Source organism: Massilia sp. R2A-15 (assembly GCF_030704305.1).
Classification (GTDB): domain Bacteria; phylum Pseudomonadota; class Gammaproteobacteria; order Burkholderiales; family Burkholderiaceae_D; genus JAFCUW01.
The window spans coordinates 4297278-4318315 of record NZ_CP131935.1 but is presented as its reverse complement, the minus strand read 5'-3'; the positions used below and the strand labels follow the sequence as shown (position 1 = coordinate 4318315).

18 protein-coding genes and 1 tRNA gene are annotated in these 21038 nt (G+C 66.3%); 10 read left to right on the top strand and 9 right to left on the bottom strand.

Translation table 11 applies throughout. The features are described from left to right. Positions 1 to 77: 77 nt before the first annotated feature. Positions 78 to 917, bottom strand: a complete 840-nt coding sequence (locus Q4S45_RS19860) for a cytochrome c5 family protein (RefSeq protein ID WP_305507132.1) — start codon at positions 915 to 917, stop codon at positions 78 to 80. Between the two features lie 189 nt (positions 918 to 1106). Here Q4S45_RS19860 and Q4S45_RS19855 point away from each other — a divergent pair. The 3 genes from Q4S45_RS19855 to Q4S45_RS19845 all read left to right on the top strand — a co-directional run bounded on the left by Q4S45_RS19855 (position 1107) and on the right by Q4S45_RS19845 (position 3740). After that, positions 1107 to 1182, top strand: a tRNA-Arg gene (locus tag Q4S45_RS19855). Between the two features lie 142 nt (positions 1183 to 1324). Beyond that, a complete protein-coding gene (locus Q4S45_RS19850) occupies positions 1325 to 2647 on the top strand; it encodes a putative O-glycosylation ligase, exosortase A system-associated (RefSeq protein WP_305507131.1) in 1323 nt (440 codons plus the stop codon). Next, positions 2631 to 3740 (top strand): acyltransferase, encoded by a 1110-nt coding sequence (locus tag Q4S45_RS19845; RefSeq protein ID WP_305507130.1) that lies wholly within the window; start codon positions 2631 to 2633, stop codon positions 3738 to 3740. Before Q4S45_RS19850 ends, Q4S45_RS19845 begins: the two co-directional genes overlap by 17 nt. 482 nt (positions 3741 to 4222) lie before the next feature. On the opposite strand, the gene Q4S45_RS19840 is transcribed toward Q4S45_RS19845, so the two are convergent. After that, positions 4223 to 4549 carry a hypothetical protein gene (locus Q4S45_RS19840; protein ID WP_305507129.1) on the bottom strand — a complete coding sequence of 109 codons (327 nt, stop codon included), beginning with the start codon at positions 4547 to 4549 and terminating at the stop codon, positions 4223 to 4225. A gap of 112 nt (positions 4550 to 4661) precedes the next feature. Here Q4S45_RS19840 and Q4S45_RS19835 point away from each other — a divergent pair, with 112 nt between their 5' ends. The 5 genes from Q4S45_RS19835 (at position 4662) to Q4S45_RS19815 (ending at position 11793) form a co-directional block, all read left to right on the top strand. Next, entirely contained in the window at positions 4662 to 6062 is a 1401-nt protein-coding gene (locus tag Q4S45_RS19835; protein WP_305507128.1) for a TIGR03013 family XrtA/PEP-CTERM system glycosyltransferase, read from the top strand. Positions 6063 to 6134: 72 nt separating this feature from the next. Continuing rightward, positions 6135 to 8210, top strand: a complete 2076-nt coding sequence (gene prsK / locus Q4S45_RS19830; RefSeq protein ID WP_305507127.1) for an XrtA/PEP-CTERM system histidine kinase PrsK — start codon at positions 6135 to 6137, stop codon at positions 8208 to 8210. Positions 8211 to 8226: 16 nt separating this feature from the next. Further along, entirely contained in the window at positions 8227 to 9585 is a 1359-nt protein-coding gene (gene prsR, locus Q4S45_RS19825; RefSeq protein WP_305507126.1) for a PEP-CTERM-box response regulator transcription factor, read from the top strand. Positions 9586 to 9626: 41 nt separating this feature from the next. After that, a complete protein-coding gene (locus Q4S45_RS19820) occupies positions 9627 to 10346 on the top strand; it encodes a YdcF family protein (RefSeq protein WP_305507125.1) in 720 nt (239 codons plus the stop codon). A 16-nt stretch (positions 10347 to 10362) separates the two neighbouring features. After that, positions 10363 to 11793 carry a right-handed parallel beta-helix repeat-containing protein gene (locus tag Q4S45_RS19815; protein ID WP_305507124.1) on the top strand — a complete coding sequence of 477 codons (1431 nt, stop codon included), beginning with the start codon at positions 10363 to 10365 and terminating at the stop codon, positions 11791 to 11793. Here Q4S45_RS19815 and Q4S45_RS19810 read toward each other — a convergent pair. From Q4S45_RS19810 to Q4S45_RS19790, 5 genes are read right to left on the bottom strand one after another with little or no spacing between them, the layout of a single operon-like run. Beyond that, complete coding sequence (locus Q4S45_RS19810) at positions 11768 to 12601, bottom strand: hydrolase 1, exosortase A system-associated (RefSeq protein ID WP_305507123.1); 834 nt, start codon at positions 12599 to 12601, stop codon at positions 11768 to 11770. The two genes, Q4S45_RS19815 and Q4S45_RS19810, sit on opposite strands and share 26 nt — an antisense overlap. Beyond that, a complete protein-coding gene (locus Q4S45_RS19805; RefSeq protein WP_305507122.1) occupies positions 12591 to 13418 on the bottom strand; it encodes a hydrolase 2, exosortase A system-associated in 828 nt (275 codons plus the stop codon). The genes Q4S45_RS19810 and Q4S45_RS19805 overlap by 11 nt, the downstream gene beginning before the upstream one ends. Continuing rightward, positions 13415 to 13663 (bottom strand): acyl carrier protein, encoded by a 249-nt coding sequence (locus Q4S45_RS19800; RefSeq protein ID WP_305507121.1) that lies wholly within the window; start codon positions 13661 to 13663, stop codon positions 13415 to 13417. The genes Q4S45_RS19805 and Q4S45_RS19800 overlap by 4 nt, the downstream gene beginning before the upstream one ends. Next, positions 13660 to 14715: a GNAT family N-acetyltransferase gene (locus Q4S45_RS19795; RefSeq protein WP_305507120.1), complete on the bottom strand. Its 1056-nt coding sequence runs from the start codon at positions 14713 to 14715 to the stop codon at positions 13660 to 13662. The genes Q4S45_RS19800 and Q4S45_RS19795 overlap by 4 nt, the downstream gene beginning before the upstream one ends. After that, a complete protein-coding gene (locus tag Q4S45_RS19790) occupies positions 14712 to 15911 on the bottom strand; it encodes a DegT/DnrJ/EryC1/StrS family aminotransferase (RefSeq protein ID WP_305507119.1) in 1200 nt (399 codons plus the stop codon). The genes Q4S45_RS19795 and Q4S45_RS19790 overlap by 4 nt, the downstream gene beginning before the upstream one ends. A 121-nt stretch (positions 15912 to 16032) precedes the next feature. On the opposite strand from Q4S45_RS19790, the gene Q4S45_RS19785 reads away from it, so the two are divergent. After that, the gene (locus Q4S45_RS19785; protein WP_305507118.1) at positions 16033 to 17622 is read left to right on the top strand and encodes an acyl-CoA ligase (AMP-forming), exosortase A system-associated; all 1590 of its coding nucleotides are present in this window, start codon (positions 16033 to 16035) and stop codon (positions 17620 to 17622) included. Then, positions 17619 to 18854 (top strand): pyridoxal-dependent decarboxylase, exosortase A system-associated, encoded by a 1236-nt coding sequence (locus tag Q4S45_RS19780; RefSeq protein WP_305507117.1) that lies wholly within the window; start codon positions 17619 to 17621, stop codon positions 18852 to 18854. Before Q4S45_RS19785 ends, Q4S45_RS19780 begins: the two co-directional genes overlap by 4 nt. Here the strand turns inward: Q4S45_RS19780 and Q4S45_RS19775 are convergent. Together Q4S45_RS19775 and Q4S45_RS19770 are read right to left on the bottom strand one after the other, a co-directional pair. Next, positions 18851 to 20317, bottom strand: a complete 1467-nt coding sequence (locus tag Q4S45_RS19775; protein WP_305507116.1) for a lipopolysaccharide biosynthesis protein — start codon at positions 20315 to 20317, stop codon at positions 18851 to 18853. The two genes, Q4S45_RS19780 and Q4S45_RS19775, sit on opposite strands and share 4 nt — an antisense overlap. Next, positions 20301 to 20924 carry a glycosyltransferase family 4 protein gene (locus Q4S45_RS19770; protein WP_305507115.1) on the bottom strand — a complete coding sequence of 208 codons (624 nt, stop codon included), beginning with the start codon at positions 20922 to 20924 and terminating at the stop codon, positions 20301 to 20303. Before Q4S45_RS19770 ends, Q4S45_RS19775 begins: the two co-directional genes overlap by 17 nt. Between the last annotated feature and the right edge of the window lie 114 nt (positions 20925 to 21038).

Genomic DNA, 21038 nt, shown 5'->3' with positions numbered 1-21038 from the left:
CGGCTCAAAGACTGAAAAAACAATGGGCAAAAAAAACCGCTCGATGATTCGAGCGGCTGGCGTCGGAAAAGTTGCGCTTATTTTGCAGCTGCAGTCATGAAATCGACAGCCGCCTTGATCTCGTCGTCCGAGGCCGACGATCCACCCTTCGGCGGCATCATCCCGTTCTTGCCTTGAAAGCCCTTGATCGCATGATCGTACAGCGCCGCATTGCCTTGCTTGATGCGCGGCGTCCACGCCGCCTTGTCGCCGAACTTCGGGGCGCCGGCGATTCCCGCGCCGTGGCAGGCGACGCAGGTTGCGCCATACAGCTTTTCACCGGTAGCTGCAGTCGGCTGGGCAGCCGCGGCTGGCGCCGCTGCCGCCGTTTGCGCCGCTTCCGAGGCTGCCGCCGATGCGGCAGCCGCTGCAGGCGCCGCTGGCTCCTTGAATTTCGCGCCGCCCTGGTTGGCGAGGTACACGACTGCCCGGGCTACCTCAACGTCGTCGAGGTCGGGATTGCCCCCTTTGGCCGGCATCGCGCGAATACCCTCGAGCGCGTGTTTGAGCAGCGTGTCGTAACCTTGGGCAATGCGCGGGCTCCATGCGCCGGCGTCGCCCAGCTTCGGTGCGCCCGCGGCGCCGCTGCCGTGGCATGCCGAGCAGGTCGTGGTGTAAACGGCTTCAGCGCTCTGCAGCACTTTCGGTCCGCTTGCGTCCTTCAGGGTGTAGCCTTCGTCGGCAACCGGGCGCACGCGCGCCGCGACCGCTTCGGCGCTCTGGCTCTCGGTCCCGGCGCCCGTCAGCTTGGGGGCGGTGACGAAGGAGACCAGCAGGATGATGCCGATCACGGTGACCAGGAAAAACCCGGCCACGGCGGCGATCAGTTGTTTAGGGGTACGGATTGCAGATTGGTGTTCCATGTGTGCGTCGCTCATGATTTCCTTAAATCTATTTTTAACCCCGCCGGCGAAGGCTGTGATTGACGAACTGCCAACGCCCACCGAACCCGCGATTATAGACGCAACATATCCGATTTGGAACGAAAATTGCACGGCGGCCGTTACTTTGCATAGACGGGCCCGTGGAAAAACTGTATCCTTCGCATCTCTTCAGCGATTCCCCCAGCGGCTGTAGCTCAGTGGATAGAGTATTGGCCTCCGAAGCCAAGGGTCGTGGGTTCGATCCCCGCCAGCCGCACCATAGCTCATCGGCGTCCCTGTGCCGGACGCGATTTTCCAATCGTACATATGTGTTGCTCTCCGGTTTTCGGGGTAGAATGCTGAGCTAGTTTCCTGCGTGCCCGTGCGCAATCTTTCAATTTTCCTAAAGATCCGACTACTCCATGCGCAGTGCCTTTCTGGCGGCAATTCTGTTCTATGTATTGCTCGTTGGGGTGTCCTACCCTTTCGTGGCAATGCTGGCCTACGTCTGGATCGATATCGTCAAGCCGCAGGCGCTGGCCTATTCCATCATTAACGGATTGCCGCTGGCGATGATCGCCGCGATTGTCGTGCTGATCTCGTTTCTGACCAGCGCTGAGAAAAAAAAGATTCCTGTCGACAATACGATCTTCCTGCTCACCTTCTTCGCCGCGTGGATCACTTTCACCTCCGCCATTGCCGATCCTGGCGTCGGCGCCTGGGTCAAATGGGACTGGGCGTTCAAGGTAGTGATTTTCGCGAGCTTCATTCCCTTCGTGATCCGGTCGCGGATTCATATCGAAGCGTTCTTGCTGACCATGGTGTTCTCGATCGCCACCATCTCCTTCTCGGGAGGCGTGAAAGCGGCCCTCGGCGGCGGCGGCTATGGCGTATTGGCGATCATGGGCGACAGCAATTCCGGGCTGGCCGAGAGCAGTACCCTGGCCGCGGTGTGCGTCATGCAACTGCCGATCATGCATTATCTTTACAACCATTCGGTCATTTTTCCGAACAGCCGCATGTTCAAGCTCGTAATCGCGATGACGGCCCTCGTCGACCTGTTCACTATCGTAGGCAGCGGTGCGCGCACCGGGCTTGTCGCGGGCGGTTGCCTGGTGGCGCTATACGCATTGCGCTCACGCCATAAGGTGCGCGTGGCGATCGCGCTGGCGGTCGCGCTGGCGATCGGTTCCCAGCTCGACCTGAGCGGCACCGCCTGGGGCAATCGCATGTCCTCAATCGGAACCTACGAGCAGGACTCTTCGGCGATGGGGCGAATCGAAGTGTGGAAATGGACGATGGGCTTTGCCCTTCAACATCCCCAGGGGGGCGGGTTCGACGCCTTCAAGCTCAACCGGATCGCGTCCGTCGGCGAGGGCGGCGTGCAGTACTACGATCCGAACGAATATCGCGGCAAGGCGTTTCACAACGTATTTTTCGAAGTAATGGGTGAACAAGGGCTGATTGGTTTTGCCGTGTATCTGTCGATTCTGGGCATGACCTTCTGGAAGCTGAGCCAGGTTCGCCGCCGCGTCGTCGCGGACCCGGAAAAAAAGTGGATGTTCGACATGGCGTCCAGGCTTTCCGACGCGCTGACGGTGTTGCTGGTCGGCGGGATGTTCATCGGAATTGCGTATCAGTGTTACATCTTCTATCTGGTTTCGCTTGCGATCTGCCTGAACCAAATGACGCGCGCAGCCCCCGCTCCAACCTGGGTCGCCTTTTCCCATGCAAAAGAGCGCTAAAAAACTCGTGCATCTGGTCAGTGTTCGCGGCCTGGCCGCGTGGCTGGTCGTGTTCTTTCACTCGATCGCTTTGTGGCGCAGCGCGGTTCCGGACACGCCCACATGGTTGCTGGCATTCGTCGACCATGGCTACCTGGCGGTGGATTTCTTTTTCATCCTCAGCGGCTTCATCATTTTTATTAACTATTATGAAAAATTTGGCGCAAATTTTAATCATAATCTGCTGACGTTTTACTGGAACCGCATCACCCGGATCTATCCGGTCCATCTCCTGATGCTGGGCGCATATCTGGTCCTTGCCGTCGCCTTCATCTATTCCTCCGCCTCGCGCAGCATGCCTCCTGGATACACCGCCAGCGCGTTCTGGCAGAGCGTGTTGCTGGTTCACGCCTGGACCGGCAGCCCGCTGACGTGGAACGTGCCGTCCTGGTCGATCAGTGCCGAATGGTTTGTGTACCTGCTGTTTCCGTTCATTGCCGTGTTCCTGCGCGCCCGCATTCGCGGTGTTGGCGCGCATCTGCTTGGCGCGTTGGCGATGCCGGCGACCCTGGCCGCAGTCTACTTCCTCGTCGGCGCCCGTTCGCTGGGCGCGTCGGAAGCGGGCATGCCCCTGGTGCGGGCGCTGTGTGAATTCCTTCTTGGCGCACTGGCCGGGTCACTTTACGTCTATCATCCGGCCTTGCTGCTCGCCGGCCGCAAGTTCGTGGCGGTGATGATTGCCATCGCGGCGACGATCGTGCTGTGCTTCGACTTGCCGAACTATGCGACCGTGCCCGCGCTGTTTTTCCTGGTGGTCGTGTATCTTATCGTCGACACCGGCTGGGTGATGAAAGCCCTGTCCGCCCGCGTGCTGGTGTACCTGGGAGAGATCTCCTATTCCACCTACCTGGTGCACTACTTCGTGTACGACGTATTCAAGGCTGGCTGGGTGCATGCTTCGCAGCCGGTCAGCGTGCTTGCCCTGATGACCTCGTTCCTGATGGTGCTCTTGCTGTCGATGCTGATGTACAAATATGTGGAGATCCCGGCGCAAGATTATCTGCGCGGGGGAATCTGGAAGAGGCGCTGGGGTCCCCTGCGCTTTCGACCTTGAACCGCCATCCCGAGGCCATCCAACATGATCGATAACTTCAGTTTGTTATTTTTTACCTCGTGCATCGCCCTCACGATTTTTCGCGCGATCCGGCTTGACCGGGCCAGCCGTTCGCCGAAGCCGCAGAAATAGCAGGGCTCGCCGATCCCATTCCCAGAAGCCATTTCCGTTCGAGGGCTCCCGCCGGCAGAGCGGGCAAAGCGTTCCCACAACGTCATCCCGCGCGCAACTTGTTGATTCGTCCATTTCTGACGCGAAACGTCAGTTCACTGTAAAATTTTCCGACGCGAATATTGCTTGTCAGGACGTGTTTTGGGTCCGCGTCACGCGCGGACCGTGCCAAGGGCCTGATATTGGCGGCGCTGCCAGCACGGTGCCAGGGCAGCTTCCACCGGAGTGGCGCGCCGCTCCGCCAGAGGGGAAAGCAATTTCCACGATCAAGATTGTGTCACCTGGCTTAATTTCCCGGTGGAATGGTTGTATTACAAATGAATAATTTTTAATGCTTTTCGCCACACTGTAAGATTTCCCGACACTAATTCCAGAATTACGATGTTAGAATTGCCAGCATCGAACTGTTCTTCAATCAAGGTTCGCGCGGAAAAATCGTTGTAGCGCAGACAATTTCTCTGCGCGCCGATGCGCGCAGCCGTGGAGCGAAGGCAGGGCGGAACGGCAGGGGTGTGGCAGGTTAGCGACTTGTGCGCGTGCATCACGAAATTGTGCTTTGTTGTAACGTTACGATAACGATATGTCGCGCGGATTGCCGGGGACCACCCCACCGCGTGCGTGCTAATAAATTCAAGCATTTGCAACTTATGTCCTATTTCAAATATATGGTTGATTCGCACTTCGAACCGGCACCCGGCGGCACCCGCCTGGGTTCGCGCAAGCGCCTGCGGACCAGCTCAGGAGACTGATGTGTTCAAGATATCCAATCATTACGTCTCGAAGATCGTCTTCGTCCTGCTGTTCGTCGAGGTGCTGGTGCTGGTCGGCGCCGTCTATGCCGGCGCGGCCGTGCGCCTGCTCGATCCCGGGGTGACCACCGGCGCGCGTTTCGACCATTTCTTCACGTCCGCCATCGCGTTTGCCCTGGCAATGATCTTCAGCATGAGCGCGATGGGAATGTACCAGCTCAACTTCAACGAGGGCCTGCGCAATCCCTTCTTCCTGAAGCTGATGCCGTCGTTCGTGATGGGCTTCGTGATTCTGACCCTGGTCTTCTATGTCGCCCCGGAACTGTATTTCGGCCGCGGCATCCTGCTGCTGGTGTTCGTCATCGCCGGCCTCGGCATCTTTTTGGCGCGCATGATTTTCTTCAAGACGTCGGAACTGCGCTTTTTGCAGACCCGTGTCATTTTCCTGGGCGGCGGTCCGCTGGCCAAGGAATGCGGCGACCTGGCGGAGCAAAGTCACAAGTATCACAAGTACGACATCGCCGGCTACCTGCCGATCCCCACGGAAGAATTGTGCGTGCCGCCGTCCAGCCTGCTCAAGGTGCGCGACGGCGACTCGCTGGTGTCGCTGGCGAATCAATATAATGTGGAAGAGATCGTGGTGTCGGTGCAGAACCGGCGCGGCGGCTTCCCGATCAAGGAACTGCTCGAGTGCAAACTGCAGGGCATCACGGTGACCGACGCCGCCACCTTCTTCGAGCGCGAAACCAACCAGATCCGGGTCGACTCCCTGCAGCCGAGCTGGCTGGTGTTCGGCGGCGGCTTCGACCAGAGTTACTTCCGCGCCTTCATGAAGCGCGGCTTCGACCTGGTGTGCAGCTCGCTCATCCTGGTGCTGACCTTCCCGATCATCCTCGTCACGGCCGCCCTGATTTGGCTGGAAGACCGCGCGCCGATCTTTTATTCGCAGGAGCGGGTCGGCCAGGACGGCAAGACCTTCAAGGTGCACAAGTTCCGCAGCATGCGCAACGACGCCGAAAAAGCTGGCAAGCCCCAGTGGGCGGCGCAGAACGATCCGCGCGTCACCCGCATCGGCGGCTTTATCCGCAAGGTGCGCATCGACGAGCTGCCGCAGATTCTCAATGTGTTCAAGGGCGAGATGTCGTTCGTCGGGCCGCGCCCGGAGCGGCCGTTCTTCGTCGACCAGCTGGTCGAAGTGGTGCCTTACTATAACGTGCGGCACAGCATCAAGCCAGGCATCACCGGCTGGGCCCAGGTGCGCTACGGCTACGGTTCCTCGGCCGAGGATGCGCTGCAAAAGCTGCAATACGATCTGTACTACGTCAAGAACAACAGCCTGTTCCTCGACGTGCTGATCCTGATCGACACGCTCAAAGTCGTGCTGTTCCGCAGCGGCCGCTAGGGTGCCGTTCCGTCCGCCGATCACGAGCACCGGGAATCGTATGCGCCTTGCCGATCCGACCGCGGGAGTCCCATGCGCCTCATAACGTGCCTGAGCTACGGCAGCGCCGCGCTGGCCTTCCTGGCGCTGACCATCCTGTTGCTGACCAGCTGGCGCGGCCGCGCCCACGGCCGCATGCTGGTGCTGGCCTGCCTGGCCAGCGCCGTCTCGAGCGCGCTGATCGGCGCCGAGGCGCTGAGCGGACATGCGTGGGCGCCGTGGACCGGCGCCGCCGAAATCGCCCGTTGCGGCGCCTGGACCGCCTGCCTCTTGATCCTGATCGGCCATCTGCGCGACGAACACAGCCGCCTGCCTTTCCAGCTGCGCCCGGCGATCGCGCTGGTCGCCGTGTTTTTCCTCGCCTACCTGGGCGCCACGGTCTGGGGGGTATTCGCCACCGACTTGCCGGGCGAGGCGGAAAGCCTGCCCAACATCATCGCGCGCGACGGCCTGGCCGTGATGGGCATGCTGCTGGTCGAGCAGCTGTATCGCAACAAGCCCGAGCAGGAACGCTGGGCCATCAAGTTTGCCTGCCTCGGCATCGGCGGCATGTTCGTGTACGACTTCTACATGTACAGCGACGCCATGTTGTTTCACTCCATCAATCCGGCGATCTGGGCCGCGCGCGGTGTGGTGCAGGCGCTGACGGTGCCGCTGATCGCGGTGTCGGTGGCGCGCAGCTCGACCTGGTCGTCGGAACCGGCAGTGTCGCGCCGCGTCATGTTCCATTCGGCGGCGCTGTTCGGCTCGGCCGTCTATCTGCTGCTGATGGGCTCGGCCGGCTACTACATGCGCTATTTCGGCGGCGACTGGGGTTCGGTGGTGCAGGTGGTGTTCCTGTTCGGCGCGCTGGTGCTGCTGATCGGCATCCTGTTTTCCGGCACCTTCCGCGCCTGGCTGAAGGTCATCATCAGCAAGCACTTCTATCACTACAACTACGACTATCGCGAGGAATGGCTGCGCTTTACCGGCACGCTGGCCCAGCATGGGCCGAAACTGGGCGAGCGCACCATCGAGGCGGTCGCGGCGCTGGTGGAAAGCCCGGCCGGCCTGCTGTGGACCCGGCGCGACAGCGGCCGCTTCGAGGCCGCGGCCAACTGGCACTTGGCGCCCTCGGTGGCCAGCCTGCCGGCCGAGGCCCCCCTGTGCAGCTATCTCGACAGCAAACAGTGGGTGATCGAGCTGCAGGAATACCGCGACGATCCGTCCAAGTACGACCACATCGACCTGCCGGACTGGCTGCTGGCCTACCCGCGCGGCTGGCTGGTGGTGCCTTTGATCATGCAGGAGCGCCTGTACGGCTTCATGCTGCTGCTGCAGCCGCGCAGCGCGATCGCCCTGAACTGGGAAGTGATCGACCTGCTCAAGATCGCCGGGCGCCAGGCGGCCAACTACCTGGCCCAGTACGACGCGGCCAATGCGCTGATGGTGGCGCGCCAGTTCGAATCGTTCAACCGCATGTCCACCTTCGTGGTGCACGACCTGAAGAACCTGGTGTCGCAGCTGTCGCTGCTGATGTCCAATGCCGAGCGCCACAAGCACAATCCTGAGTTTCAGCAGGATATGATCGAGACCGTGAATTTCTCGGTGCAGAAGATGAAGCTGCTGCTGCAAAAGCTCAGCCGCGGCGTGGCGCCCGAACGCCATGCCGCGCTGCCGATCGAGCGCGTGCTGCGCCAGGCGGTGGCGCTGAAGGCGGCGTTCGAGCCGCGCCCGCAGCTGACCGTGACCGACCCCGGCCTCGAAGTGCTGGCCGACGGCGAGCGGCTCGAGCGCGTGGTCGGCCACCTGATCCAGAACGCGATCGAGGCCACCGCCCGCGACGGCCGCGTCGACATCGAGCTGGCGCGCGCCGGCGAGTCGGTGCGCATCCGCATCAGCGACACCGGCGAAGGCATGAGCGCGGACTTCATCCGCGAGCGCCTGTTCAAGCCGTTCGAGACCACCAAGTCGGCCGGCATGGGGATCGGGATGTTCGAAAGCCGCGAATACATCGAGGAACTGGGCGGCAAGCTCGAGGTGAGCAGCACCCCCGGCGCCGGCTCGACTTTTCATATCATGCTACCGCTGCTGAACCACGCGGCGGCCACCCTACATCAAGCCGCCTGAAGCGACGAGGATTGCCGTGACCCAGACCAAACAGAAGCTGCTCATCATCGAAGACGACCCGGGACTGCAAAAGCAGCTGCGCTGGAGCCTCGATGCCTACGACGTCGTGGTGGCGGGCGACCGCGAAACCGCGCTGGCGCAGATCCGCCGCCACGAGCCGGCGGTCGTCACGCTCGACCTGGGCCTGCCGCCCGACGCCGAGGGCTCGACCGAAGGCCTGGCGACGCTGCAGCAGATCCTGGCGCTGGCGCCGGACACGCGGGTGATCATGCTGACCGGGAATCAGGAACGCGGCAATGCGGTCAAGGCGATCGCGCTGGGCGCCTACGACTTCCACCAGAAGCCGTGCGATCCGGAGGTGCTGGGGCTGGTGATCGAGCGCGCCTTCTTCCTCAATGCGCTGCAGCAGGAAAACCGCCGCATGCAGCAGGCGCAGTCCGACTCGCCGATGTCGGGCGTGATCTCGCGCGACGGCGGCATGCTCAAGGTATGCCGCAACATCGAGAAGGTGGCGCCGACGTCGGCGTCGGTGATGATCCTGGGCGAGAGCGGCACCGGCAAGGAAGTGCTGGCGCGCGCGCTGCATGCGCTCAGCCCGCGCGCCTCGCAGCGCTTCATGGCGATCAACTGCGCGGCGATTCCGGAAAATCTGCTCGAGAGCGAACTGTTCGGCTACGAGAAGGGCGCCTTCACCGGCGCGGCCAAGCAGACCAAGGGCAAGGTCGAACTGGCCCACGGCGGCACCTTCTTCCTCGACGAGGTGGGCGACCTGCCGATGGCGCTGCAGTCCAAGCTGCTGCGCTTCCTGCAGGAGCGCGTGATCGAGCGCGTCGGCGGCCACGAGGAGATCCCGGTCGACGTGCGCATCGTCTGCGCGACCCACCAGAAGCTCAAGGACCTGACGGCGAGCGGGCGCTTCCGGGAGGACCTGTACTACCGCTTGTCCGAAATCGTCGTCACGATCCCGCCGCTGCGCGACCGGATCGGCGACGCGGCGCTGCTGGCGCACCATTTCAAGAACAAGTTCAGCGCCCAGGAGTCGCGCGCGGCGCTGCATTTTTCCAGCGAGGCGCTGGCGGCGATCGAGGCGCACCGCTGGCCCGGCAACGTGCGCGAGATGGAGAACTGCATCAAGCGCGCCGTCATCATGACCGACGGCCAGACCATCGGCGCCGACGACCTCGGCCTGTCGGTGGCGGAGGAGGACGAGCCGCTGAACCTGCGCCAGGTGCGCGACGAGGCCGAGTACAAGGCCATCATCAAGGCGCTGGCGCGGGTGGACGGCAATATCGTCAAGGCCTCCGAGCTGCTGGGGATCAGCCGCCCGACCATGTACGACCTGATGAACCGCCACGCGATCAAGGCGGGCGCCTGAGTCTGGGCGCTCTGCTGGGGGCGGCGGTCAAGGCCATCCTGTTGCCGCCGGCCTGCATCCTGATCTTGTACGCGGCCGGCGTGCTGGCGGCGCGGCGCCGGCCCGCATTGGGCAAATGGCTGCGCCACGGCGCCGTCGTGCTGCTCTACCTGCTCAGCACGGGAACCGGCGCCTGGCTGCTGGCGTATCCGCTCGAAACGATGGAGCCGCCGCTCGATGCCAGGGCGATGAAAACGGCGCAGGCGATTGTCGTGCTGACGGCGAGCCGAATCAAGCACAGTCCCGAATACGGCGAGCGCAGCGTGCCCGACTTCATCGCGCTCGAGCGCATGGCCTACGGCGCCCATCTGGCCAGGAGCAGCGGCCTGCCGCTCCTCGTCAGCGGTGGGCTGATCAGCGACGACCCGGACGACGAACCGCTCGCGCTGGGGATGAAGCGCATGTTCGACAGCTCGTTCGGCGTGCCGGTGCGCTGGGTCGAAGCGGCGTCGACCAACACGGCGGAAAATGCGCGCCTGTCGGCCGCCATGCTCAAGCGCGACGGCGTGACCCGCATCGTCCTGGTGACCGACGCGATGCACATGCGGCGCGCGCGCATCGCGTTCGAGCGCGCGGGCCTGGCCGTCACGTCCGGTCCGACCTTCTACACCACCGCGCGCGGCTTCGATCCCCTCGAGCTGACACCCAAAGCGAACAACCTGCGGCGCTCGTCGTATGCCATGTACGAGTGGCTGGGCCTGGCGCGCTACCAATTTCACTGAGGAGGAGCGCTTGGGCATGAAGCGAACCATTCCCCTGCTGGCCGCCGGCGCGCTGATCCTGCTGTGCGCCGGCGCCGGCGCCGGCCTCGCCATGCTGGACTCGGCCGGCATCATGCCGCGCGCCCTGGGGCCCTACCTGGAACGGCGCAGCCACGGCCACAACCCGCTGATCGAAAACGGCGGGCGCCGCGCCGGCCAGTGGCTGGTCGCGCTGGACCGCGGCGCTCCGGCGCTGCCGCAGGCGCCGGCGCTGGCGATCGGCGCCCAGCCGGCCGGCGCCGTGGGCGCTGGCGCGGCCATCCTGGTGGCGACCAGCGACGAGGTGCGTGCGGCGATCGCGCGCGCGGAACCGGGCGACACCATCACGCTGTTGCCCGGCACTTACCGCTTCACCAGCCACCTGCGCGCGGACCGCCCGGGCACGGCGGCGCGTCCCATTACGGTGCGCGCCGCGCTGCCCGGCAGCGTATCGATCGAGATGGCGACGGGGGAGGGCTTCAAGGTCAGTGCGCCGTTCTGGCGCTTCGAAAACCTGGCGCTGCGCGGCGTCTGCGCGGCCGATTCGGACTGCGAGCACGCGTTCCACGTGGTCGGCGCGGCCCACCATTTCGTCGCGTCCAACAACACGATTGCCGACTTCAATGCGCACTTCAAGATCAATGCCGAGGGCCGCCAATTCCCCGACGATGGACTGATCGAGGGGAACACCCTGACCAACAGCCGGCCGCGCCGCACGTCGAACCCCGTCACGCCGGTCGACCTGGTCACGGCCAGCGGCTGGACCGTGCGGCGCAACGTCATCAGCGATTTCATCAAGGGCGATGGCGACCGCGTCAGCTACGGCGGGTTCTTCAAGGGCGCCGGGAGCGGCAATACCTTCGAGCAGAACGTGGTGCTGTGCGAACATCGTTTGCGCGCTTATCCGGGCCAGCGGGTCGGCCTGTCGCTGGGCGGTGGCGGCACCGGAAAGGCGTATTGCCGCGACCGGCGCTGCGTCACCGAGCAGGAGCGGGGCGTGATCCGCGCCAACCTGATTGCCGCGTGCTCCGACGCCGGCATCTACCTCAACAGCGCGGCCGGCAGCATCGTCGCGCACAATACGCTGGTCGATACCGGTGGGGTCGAGGTGCGCTTCCCGGAAACCAGTGCCGCGCTCGAGGGCAACCTGATCGACGGCCCGATCCGCAGCCGCGACGGCGGGGTCGTGCGTGCAAACGATAACCGCACGATGCCGGTCGCCTACGCCTACCTTGGCTACCACCCGATCCGCGACCTGTTCCGCGCGCCGGAGCAGTTCGATTTCGCGTGGCGGGACGGCGTCCCGCGCCGTGCCGCCGCTGCTGCAGCAACGCCCGACTTGTGCGGCCGCGAGCGGCCGATGCCGCCGGCCTACGGCGCCTTCGAGGATTTTTCCGCCTGCCTTACCACGCCCGGAGCCAGGCGCTAGTCCATTCGGCGACCTGGTCCTGCCACACGCGGCGCGAGCAGGTGTGGTCGGCGCCCGCCAGCTGCTGGCGGGTCACGCGCGGAGCGCCTAGCAGGTCCTGCCACTCGGGCGAGCCGGCGGCCAGGCCGGCAAATTCGCGCGCGGTCAGGTCGGCGCCGCTGAGCATCAGCAGCACCTTGCCGTCGAAGCGCGCCAAGCCCTCGCGCATGCGCTCGGACAGGGAGCTGGCCGCGGGCGCCGGGCTGCCGGCGGCTGCGGCCAGCATGCGCCATGCCGAGCGCGCCGAACCGGCGACATCGAAGCGCCCGCGCGCAAGCTTGGCCCAGAACTCGGGCGCCAGCAAGCGCCGGCCGTAGTAGTGCTTCAGGGTCGCCCTGGCCAGTCCCTCTTCGGTGCGCGCCCACGGATTGAGCAGCGCGATGCCGGCCACGCGGTGGTCGGCGCCGGCGTAGAACAGGATCGCCGAGGCGGCGTCGCACAAGCCCCACAGCACCACTTCGCGCAGGCCCGGCTGGACCGCGAAGAAATGGTCGATCGCCGCCGCCAGGTCGTCGCCGACGGCGGTAAAGTCGCGCGGCGCGCCTTCGCTGTCGCCCATGCCGCGGTAATCGAAGCGCATAGCCGGCGTGCCCGCGGCGGCCAGGCTGCGCGCCAGCAGGGTGAACTGGCGGTGGCTGCCGGCCCGGTATTGCGGACCGCCGACGACGATCAGCACGCCGCGGGCGGCCGGGCAGGGCGGTGCGCTCAGCACGCCGTACAGATGGTCCTCGCCGCAGCGAAACGCCAGTGCCTTCTCTTCAAGCTGCATCGCCATCCTCCGCGCAAGCCGCCACGGTGGCGGCGACCAGGCCGGCCGATTCGGCGATTTCCTGGGTGTTCCAGAAGGACGGCCCCGGCACCAGCTGCAGCTGCAGCGCGGTGCCCTGCAGGCGCCAGTGCGCGCTTTGCGTCGCCGCCGCCGGCGGCACCAGGCGCTGGGCGTCGGCCACCACTTCGAACCAGTGCACCGGCACGCCCGCGCGCACCGGCGCGGCGCCGTCCAGACCGTCGAGATCGGCCGCCAGCGCCGGCGTCAGCGTATAGCCCGCCACTTCCAGCGTCTCGCCGGCCTGCAGCGCCCCGCGCAAGGCCGCGACGCCGCCGCGGCCGGTGTCGCCGTCGAGCATGGCGGCGGCCAGGCGCAGGCGCAGGAACTGGGTGAGAAAGGTCGCGCCGTTGAGCACGGGCTGCCACAGCAGCAGGCGCCGCGGCGCTTCGGAGGCGCCGCGCGCGTAGTCGAGCGCCAGCAGCGCGCCCAGGCGCAGGCCCCACAGGCCGGGCGCCATGCCGGTGCGCTCGCGCAGCCAGGCCAAGCCGGCGGCGAGGTCTTCTTTCCAGGCGTCCCAGCGCGCGTCGGCGAATTCGCCGCTGCTGTCGCCGCAGCCGTGCAGGTCGATCTGCAGCACCGCGATGCCGCTGGCGGCCAGCGCGCGCGCGGCCAGCGCGGCCATGCGGCGCGACTTGTGCATCTCCTCGGCGAACGGGTGCACGTACAGCAGCGCGCCGCGGCAGGCGCCGGCGGCCGGGTGAAACACGCAGTAGCGCGCGCCGGCGGCGGCCGGCAGGAAGAACGCCTCGGCCGTCATCGGGCCAGCTTGTGCTCGACGAAAGCGGCCAGGCTGCCCAGCGTGTCGAAGGTGCTGGCGCTGATGTCGTCGTCGTCGATGGCGATGCCGAAATGCTCTTCCAGCGCGCCGATCAGGTTCACCACCGCCATCGAATCGAGTTCAGGCAGGTTGCCCAGCAAGACCGTATCGGCGGTCAGCGTGTCGCGCGCGGGGCCCAGGCTGAGCACGTCGGCCAGGATGTTCTTTACTTCGTCAAATGTCATGCTTGCTCCGTCAGGGGAATCGGGGCTGGCGCGCGGGCGGCGCGGCGCCGCCACAGCGCATGCAGGCGCCGCAGCGCCGGCCAGCGGTAATAATTGACATGGTACAGAGTGCGCACCTCGTCGGTCCAGCGCAGGTGCCACTCCATCACCCTGCCGTAGAACTCGATGCGCGCCAGGCGGCCCGCATCGAACAGGGCCTGGCAGGCCTCTTCGCGCATCAGCAGCGCCGGCGACAGGCCGCCGGCGACGCTTTCATCGTAGCTGGTCTTGAGCACGACGACGCAGCCGGCGTCCTCGACGCACAGATCCATCGCCGCCAGCCGCTCGCCGATCCAGTAGCGGTACACGCTGGCGGCGCCCCGCCGGCACAGCGCTTCGAGCATGCTGCGGTAATAGCGCCCCTGCGCATTGTCGGGATGCACCGCGGTGCCGCCGCCGGCCTTCCAGCCGGCGCTCTCGAGGCGGCCGTAGTCGGCCACCGCGGCGGCCATCTCAGCCGGGTCGCGGCTGACCTGCAGGCGCGTAGCGACGCCTTCCTTGATCAGCCGCGCGCGCTGCTTCTTCAGGTTGGCGCGCAGGTTCTTGCCGCGCGTTGCCCAATACTGCGCGAAGCCGCCGACCAACGTGACGCGCGCGGTGTCGATGTAGTCGAGCGTGTCCATCTGCGCCGTCGGGCGCGGGCGCGCCAGCAGCGCCGGGTCGCACTGGGTCAGGCTGAATACCAGCGCGCAGCCGGGCAGGGCGCGCAGCAGCGCATCGAGCAGCGGCGCCGGTTCCAGACCGGGCAGCTGCAGCCAGATCCCCAGCGGCGCCTGGGCCGGCTGGAAGGTGGCCCAGGACGCCGGCCCGCGCGGCGCGACGATCGCCATCGCCTGCAGCACGCCGTCCTGTTCGCAGCAGGCCAGCAGCTCGGCGCCGCTACCGAATTCGGCAAGCAGCGGGGCGACGAAGTCGGCGTCGAGCAGCACCGGGGCGCCGGCGGCGCGGTGCAGTTCGCACCAGCGCCCTGCCCAGTCGCCGAAGCGGTTCGCCGGCGTCAGCGTCCAGTTCATGGCTGCAGCGCCTGCGCGATGCGCGCGATCATCGAAGCCAGTTCGTGCGGCAGCAGGTCCTGGTGGCAGGGGAAGGCCAGCACGCCATGGGCCAGCGCCGCGCTGTTCGGGCAGACGGCGGCGTCCACCCCGGGCCACTGGTGCTGGCCGAAGCGCACCACCGGCACGGCCGCGTCCTTCAGGCGCGCCGCCAGCCGGTCAGGTTCATCGACCAGCATCGGGAACAGCCACGGGCAGGCGCCGTCGGGCAGGGCGGGATACAGCGGCCGGCAGCCGGGCAGGCCGCCCAGCGCTCGTTGCAGCGCCTGGTAGTTGCGGCGCCGCTGCGCGACGATGCGCGGACGCGACACCAGCCGCAGCATCGTGCGCGAGAACCAGGAGGAGCGCTTGTCCAGCCAGGCCGGCTCGAATTCGGCGCTGCTGTCGGACGAGGACGGCGCCAGCGCCGCGGTGGCCGCGCCGGCGCCGGCGCGGCGCGCCTTGAGCGTGCGCCACGCCAGGTCCTTTAGCTTCATCGGCAGCCACAGCATGGCTTTCACCGGCGCCAGGCGCCCGTGCGCGAAACTGTTCTCGAGCGAGGCCAGCGCGATTTTCGCCTCGAAGCCGAGGCCGGCCGAACGCAGCGGCGGCGCCTTGAGCGCGTGGCGCGCCGACACCAGGCAGCCGCCTTCGAAGATCGGGAAGAACTTCATGCTGCTGCCGATGGCGTAGTCGCCGAAGGAGCCGACCGGCCGGCCCGCATGTTCACCGAAGAAGCAGTGGGCGCAGTCTTCCAGCAGCAGCAGGCCGTGCGCGTCGCAGAAGGCGCGGATGCGCGCGATGTCCTGCGGCACGCCGAAGTAGTGCGTCACCATGATTGCCTTGACGCGCGCGTCGAGCTTCGCGGCGACGTCGTCGAGGTCCACCGCGGCGTCCATGCCCAGCTTGTAGAACAGCGGTGTGGCGCCGCGCCACAGCACCGGCGGGATCATCGACAGGCTGTGCCAGGCCGGCACCAGCACCACGTCGCCGGGGCCGATGCCCATTTCGCGCAGCGCCAGCGCGATGGCGATGCGCCCGCTGGTGACCAGCCGCGCCGGGCCGGCGTCGAGGATCGACGGTACCCGCGCGCCGCGGCCGCGCGCCACGCTGGCCCACGACAGCACGGGCGTCATCGGCAGGCGGGGCGTTGGCAGGGGCGCAGGGCGGTTGGGCATGCCGCAGTATAAACGGCGCAGCCGCAAGAGTCATGTTTGCTACGCAATATTTTGTCCTTGGCCGCTGCGCCGAACTGCTAAGATTGCACCTTACATTTTTGACGGACCAAGCAGGGTGGCAATGAGCGAGCTGGTGCACCATTTCATTTTCGACGCGGCGCGCCGCACGCCGCAAGCGCCGGCGCTGGTGTGCGGCGCGCGCCGCTTCGATTACGCGGCGCTGGCGCAGGCCGTGCAGGACGCGGCCGGCGCCATGCTGGCGACCGGGCTGGGGCGCGCCGAGCGGGTCGCGGTGTATCTCGACAAGCGCGCCGAAACGGTGGCGGCGATCTTCGGCGCGGCGGCGGCCGGCGGCGTGTTCGTGCCGGTCAATCCGCTGCTCAAGCCGGGCCAGGTGGCCCACATCCTGGCCGACTGCCAGGTGCGCGTGCTGGTCACCTCGGGCGCCCGCCTGCGCACGCTGGCGCCGGTGCTGGCGGGCTGCGGCGCGCTGCACACCATCATCGTCACCGACGCCGCCGATCCGGCCGACGCGCCGGCCCACTGCCGCCTGCTCGACTGGCGCGCCGCGATGGCCGCCGGCGCCGGCGCGAGCGCGGCGCACCGCGTCATCGACGCCGACATGGCGGCCATCCTGTACACCTCGGGCAGCACCGGCCTGCCGAAGGGCGTGGTGCTGTCGCATCGCAACCTGGTGGCCGGCGCCGACAGCGTGGCCAGCTACCTCGGCCTGCAGGCCAGCGACCGCATCCTGTCGGTGCTGCCGCTCAGTTTCGACTATGGCCTGAGCCAGCTGACCACGGCGTTTCGCGCCGGCGCCGCCGTGGTGCTGATGAATTACCTGTTCCCGCGCGATATCGCCAAGGCCGTGGCCGACGAGGCGATCACCGGGCTGGCGGCGGTGCCGCCGCTGTGGATGGAGCTGGCGCGGCTGGACTGGCCGCGCGACTGCAGCTTGCGCTTCCTGACCAATTCGGGCGGCGCCATGCCGGTGCCGACCGTGCGCGCGCTGCAGGCGGCGCTGCCGGGCGCCAGCCTGTTCCTGATGTACGGCCTGACCGAAGCCTTCCGCTCGACCTACCTGCCGCCGGCCGAGCTGGCGCGCAGGCCGGAGTCGATGGGCCGCGCGATCCCCAACGCCGAGGTGATGGTGGTGCGGCCCGACGGCACGCCGTGCGATTGCGACGAGCCGGGCGAACTGGTGCACCGCGGCGCGCTGGTCGCGCTGGGCTACTGGAACGATCCGGCGCAGACCGCCGCGCGCTTCCGCCCGGCGCCGGGGCAGGACCCGGGGCTGGTGCGTCCCGAGATCGCCGTCTGGTCGGGCGACACCGTGCGCCGCGACGCCGACGGCTTCCTGTATTTCGTCGGGCGCGGCGACGACATGATCAAGGTGTCGGGCTACCGCATCAGCCCGACCGAGATCGAGGAGGCCGCGCACGCCACCGCGCTGGTGGCCGAGGCGATCGCGTTCGGCGTGCCGCACCCGGTGCTGGGCCAGGCGGTGGTGCTGCTGGCGGTCGCGCGCGAGCCGGCGCTGTCGGCCGCCGAACTGCAGAAGCAATGCCAGCGCCTGCTGCCGGCCTACATGGCGCCGGCCCACGTGGCGCTGCGCGAGCAGCCGTTCCCCCGCAACCCGAACGGCAAGATCGACCGCGGCGCCCTGCGGCAGCCCTTTTCCACGCTGTTTGAAGGACTCACCCCACCATGAACCGCAGCAAACCCGTCCACGCGGCGCCCACCCAGTTTCCCGTCATCGACAACTGCCTGCAGGTGGGCGGCATCGCCCTGCCGCTGCTGGCCGAGCGCGTCGGCGCCACGCCGTTCTACGCCTACGACCGGGCGCTGCTGACGGCCCGCTTGGCGCAGCTGCGCGCCGCGCTGCCGGCGGCGGTGGCGCTGCACTACTCGGTCAAGGCCAATCCGATGCCGGCGCTGGTGCAGCACATGGCGCGGCTGGTCGACGGCCTCGATGTCGCGTCGGGCGGCGAACTGGCGGTCGCGCTCGATACCGGCATCGCGCCGCAGCGCGTCAGCCTGGCAGGACCGGGCAAGTCGGTGCAGGAAATGCGTCAGGCGGTGGCCGCCGGCGCCTGCATCAACCTGGAATCGGAACGCGAAATCCGCCTGGCGGCGCAACTGGCCGGCGAGCTGGGGGGGGCGGCGCGCGTGTGCCTGCGCATCAACCCCGATTTCGAGCTGAAGGGCTCCGGCATGCGCATGGGCGGCGGCGCCAAGCAGTTCGGCGTCGATGCCGAACAGGCGCCGGCGATGCTGGCGCTGATCGGCGCGCTGGGCCTGGACTTCGTCGGCCTGCACATCTTCAGCGGCTCGCAGAGCCTGAACGCCGACGCCATTATGGAAGCGCAGAACCGCACCGTGGAGCTGGCGCTGCGGCTGGCCGCGCACGCGCCGCGCGCGCTGCGCCAGCTGAACCTGGGCGGCGGCTTCGGCATTCCGTATTTTCCCGGCGAGAGCGCGCTCGACCTGGCGCCGATCGGCGCTCACCTGGCGCGCCTGTGTGAGCAGGCGCGCGAAGCGCTGCCGGAAGCGCAGCTGGCGATCGAACTGGGCCGCTACCTGGTGGGCGAGGCCGGCGTGTACGTGACGCGGGTGATCGACCGCAAGCTCTCGCGCGGCCAGCTGTTCCTGGTGACCGACGGCGGCCTGCACCATCACCTGGCGGCGTCCGGCAATTTCGGCCAGGTGATCCGCAAGAACTATCCGGTCGCCGTCGGCAACCGCATGGCGGGCGTGGACAGCGCGCCGGCGTCGGTGGTCGGGCCGCTGTGCACGCCGCTCGACCTGCTGGCCGACCAGATGGCGCTGGGCCATGCCGAGGTGGGCGACCTGATCGTGGTGTTCCAGTCAGGCGCGTATGGCTTGAGCGCCAGTCCGGCCGGTTTCCTCAGCCATCCAGCCGCGCGCGAGGTGCTGGTCTAGCGGACGCCGACGTCGTCGCTATCCTTGCGCTGGAAGACCATGCGCAGAATGGCGTGGATTTGCTCGCCGAAAGGATGATTGCAGGCAAAGATTGCCAGCAGCCATCCGACGGTAGCGCCGAACATGCCCAACAGCAGCGGCGGCCACGGGTGTCCGTCATGCTCCGGGAAGTACATTCTGACGAGCAGTGGCGCCAGTGAGCCGGCCGCGGCAACCAACAAACTCTTGCGGCTGGCGCGCAGCACGTGGAAGATTCCGATGCCGATCGCGCGGTGCAGATAATACGACACCACCAGCAAGGCGAAACATTCCGAAACGACTAGTGCATAGGCCACGGTAATCAGATCGTGGCGGGCGGCAATCAGGACCGCCACCAGGCGAAACGGCTGCACCACCAACTGGGACACGGTGGAATGGCGCACCGCACCGTTGGCGACCATGACTTGCGTGGCGAACATGCCGACCGACGAGATCGCACCAGCCAGGCAGAGCACCTGAACCACTGGCACCGACGCATCCCACTGGGCGCCGTACAAGGCATGAACTACCGGGTAGGCCAGCAACGCCAGGACGGCGAAAAATGGCCACGACAACACCGTCATCTGCTCCACTGCCTGCTGATACGGTTCAGCAAGGTCTCTGCCTTCGCGCCGCATTTGCGAGAAGTAGGGCAGCACGAGCGGCAGTAGCGCGCCGCTGATCAGGCGTGTGAACAGCATCACCAGCCCGGTCGCGCGGCTGAAGTAGCCGACCGCGGACATGGACATCAGTTTGCCCAAAATGAGGTCGGGCATGTTAGTGCCCGCAATGTTCGCTGCATTTCCCAAACTGCTGATTCCGCCAAACGAAAGAATCGTACGCGCGTTATTGAAACGCGGCATCCACGGCAGGTTCTTCGGGCGCAATAGATTCGCCACGATACCATATGACAAGATACCGGCAAAGTTTGCCCAGGCGAGGCTGATCGCGCCATATCCCTGAAAGGCCAGCGTCAACGCAACTGCGACGTGACACAGCGCGCTGACGGTACGAATGTAGAGAATGGCCTTGAAGTTGACGTCGCGCTGAAAAATGCCGATCAAAAGAGAGCCGAACGGTGAGACGGCGAAGCCGAGGGCCATGACCAACAGGATGTTGCGAATGGCCGGATTGCCAAAGAAATTAGCGAATTGAGAGCTGCACGCAGCAAGCACCGTCGCTACCGCAAGCGCAAGCACGATCGCCACTCCCATCGCCGAGGCAATCTTTTCGCGAGTCAGATCGCGTTCCTGAATAATGTACTGCACGACGCCAAAGTCGCGGAACATGTGCATTACCGTCATGAGGAAGGCGGCGACGGAATAGGTGCCTGTTTCATTCGGCGATAGGATGCGCGCGAGAATTAGCACACCGAAGAAATGGATGATCAATTCGACATACTGGGCAACGAACGACAGGCCAATTGATTTACGAAGGTGGCTCATAGGGCAGCGTAGGGCAATTCTTTGTGCAAAGGTGAGCACCCGGTGACAATGATGCCGGGGGACAGAAAAATACAGGACCGCACGCATGCGGCATTAAGCCCCGAAACAGGGCGACCACCGGCTCGGCATTCGCTTGCCAGGTCAGCTGTTGCTCGCCAATGGTGGCGCGCGCATTGGCCGCGACCGTGGTGCGTATTACAGGATCCGCGCTCAGACGCGCAATCGCCCCGGCCAGCCCGCTTGGCGCGGCAGGATCGAACAGCAGCGCGTTGTAGTCCGGCTGCAGGATCTCGATGATATTCGGCTGCGCCGAGCCGACGATCGCCTTGCCCAAGGCAAGGTACTCGAACAGCGTCTCCGCCGGCTGCAGGGCGATATCGAAGGCGGCGAAGTAACGCGCCACCTCGTCGCGCCCGATGATGCCGGTAAAGCGCACCCGGTCGGCGATCCCGAGTTCGCGCGCCTGCTGTTCCATCGCGGCGCGCACCGGCCCGTCGCCCACCATCAGCAGCTGGCGGCGCGCGTCCGGGGGATCCTCGGCGATCATCGTGATGACGTCGCCGTGGCCATGCCATTCCCGCACGAAACCGGTAAAGCCCAGCACCATGCTGTCGCCCAGGCCGAGCGCCTGCTTGGCCGCGGTCTCGCTGGGCGCGGTGGTGATACAGAATTTTCACGAACAATTTTCCGTTTGGAACGTTAGAAGTCTGCGACAGCGCAG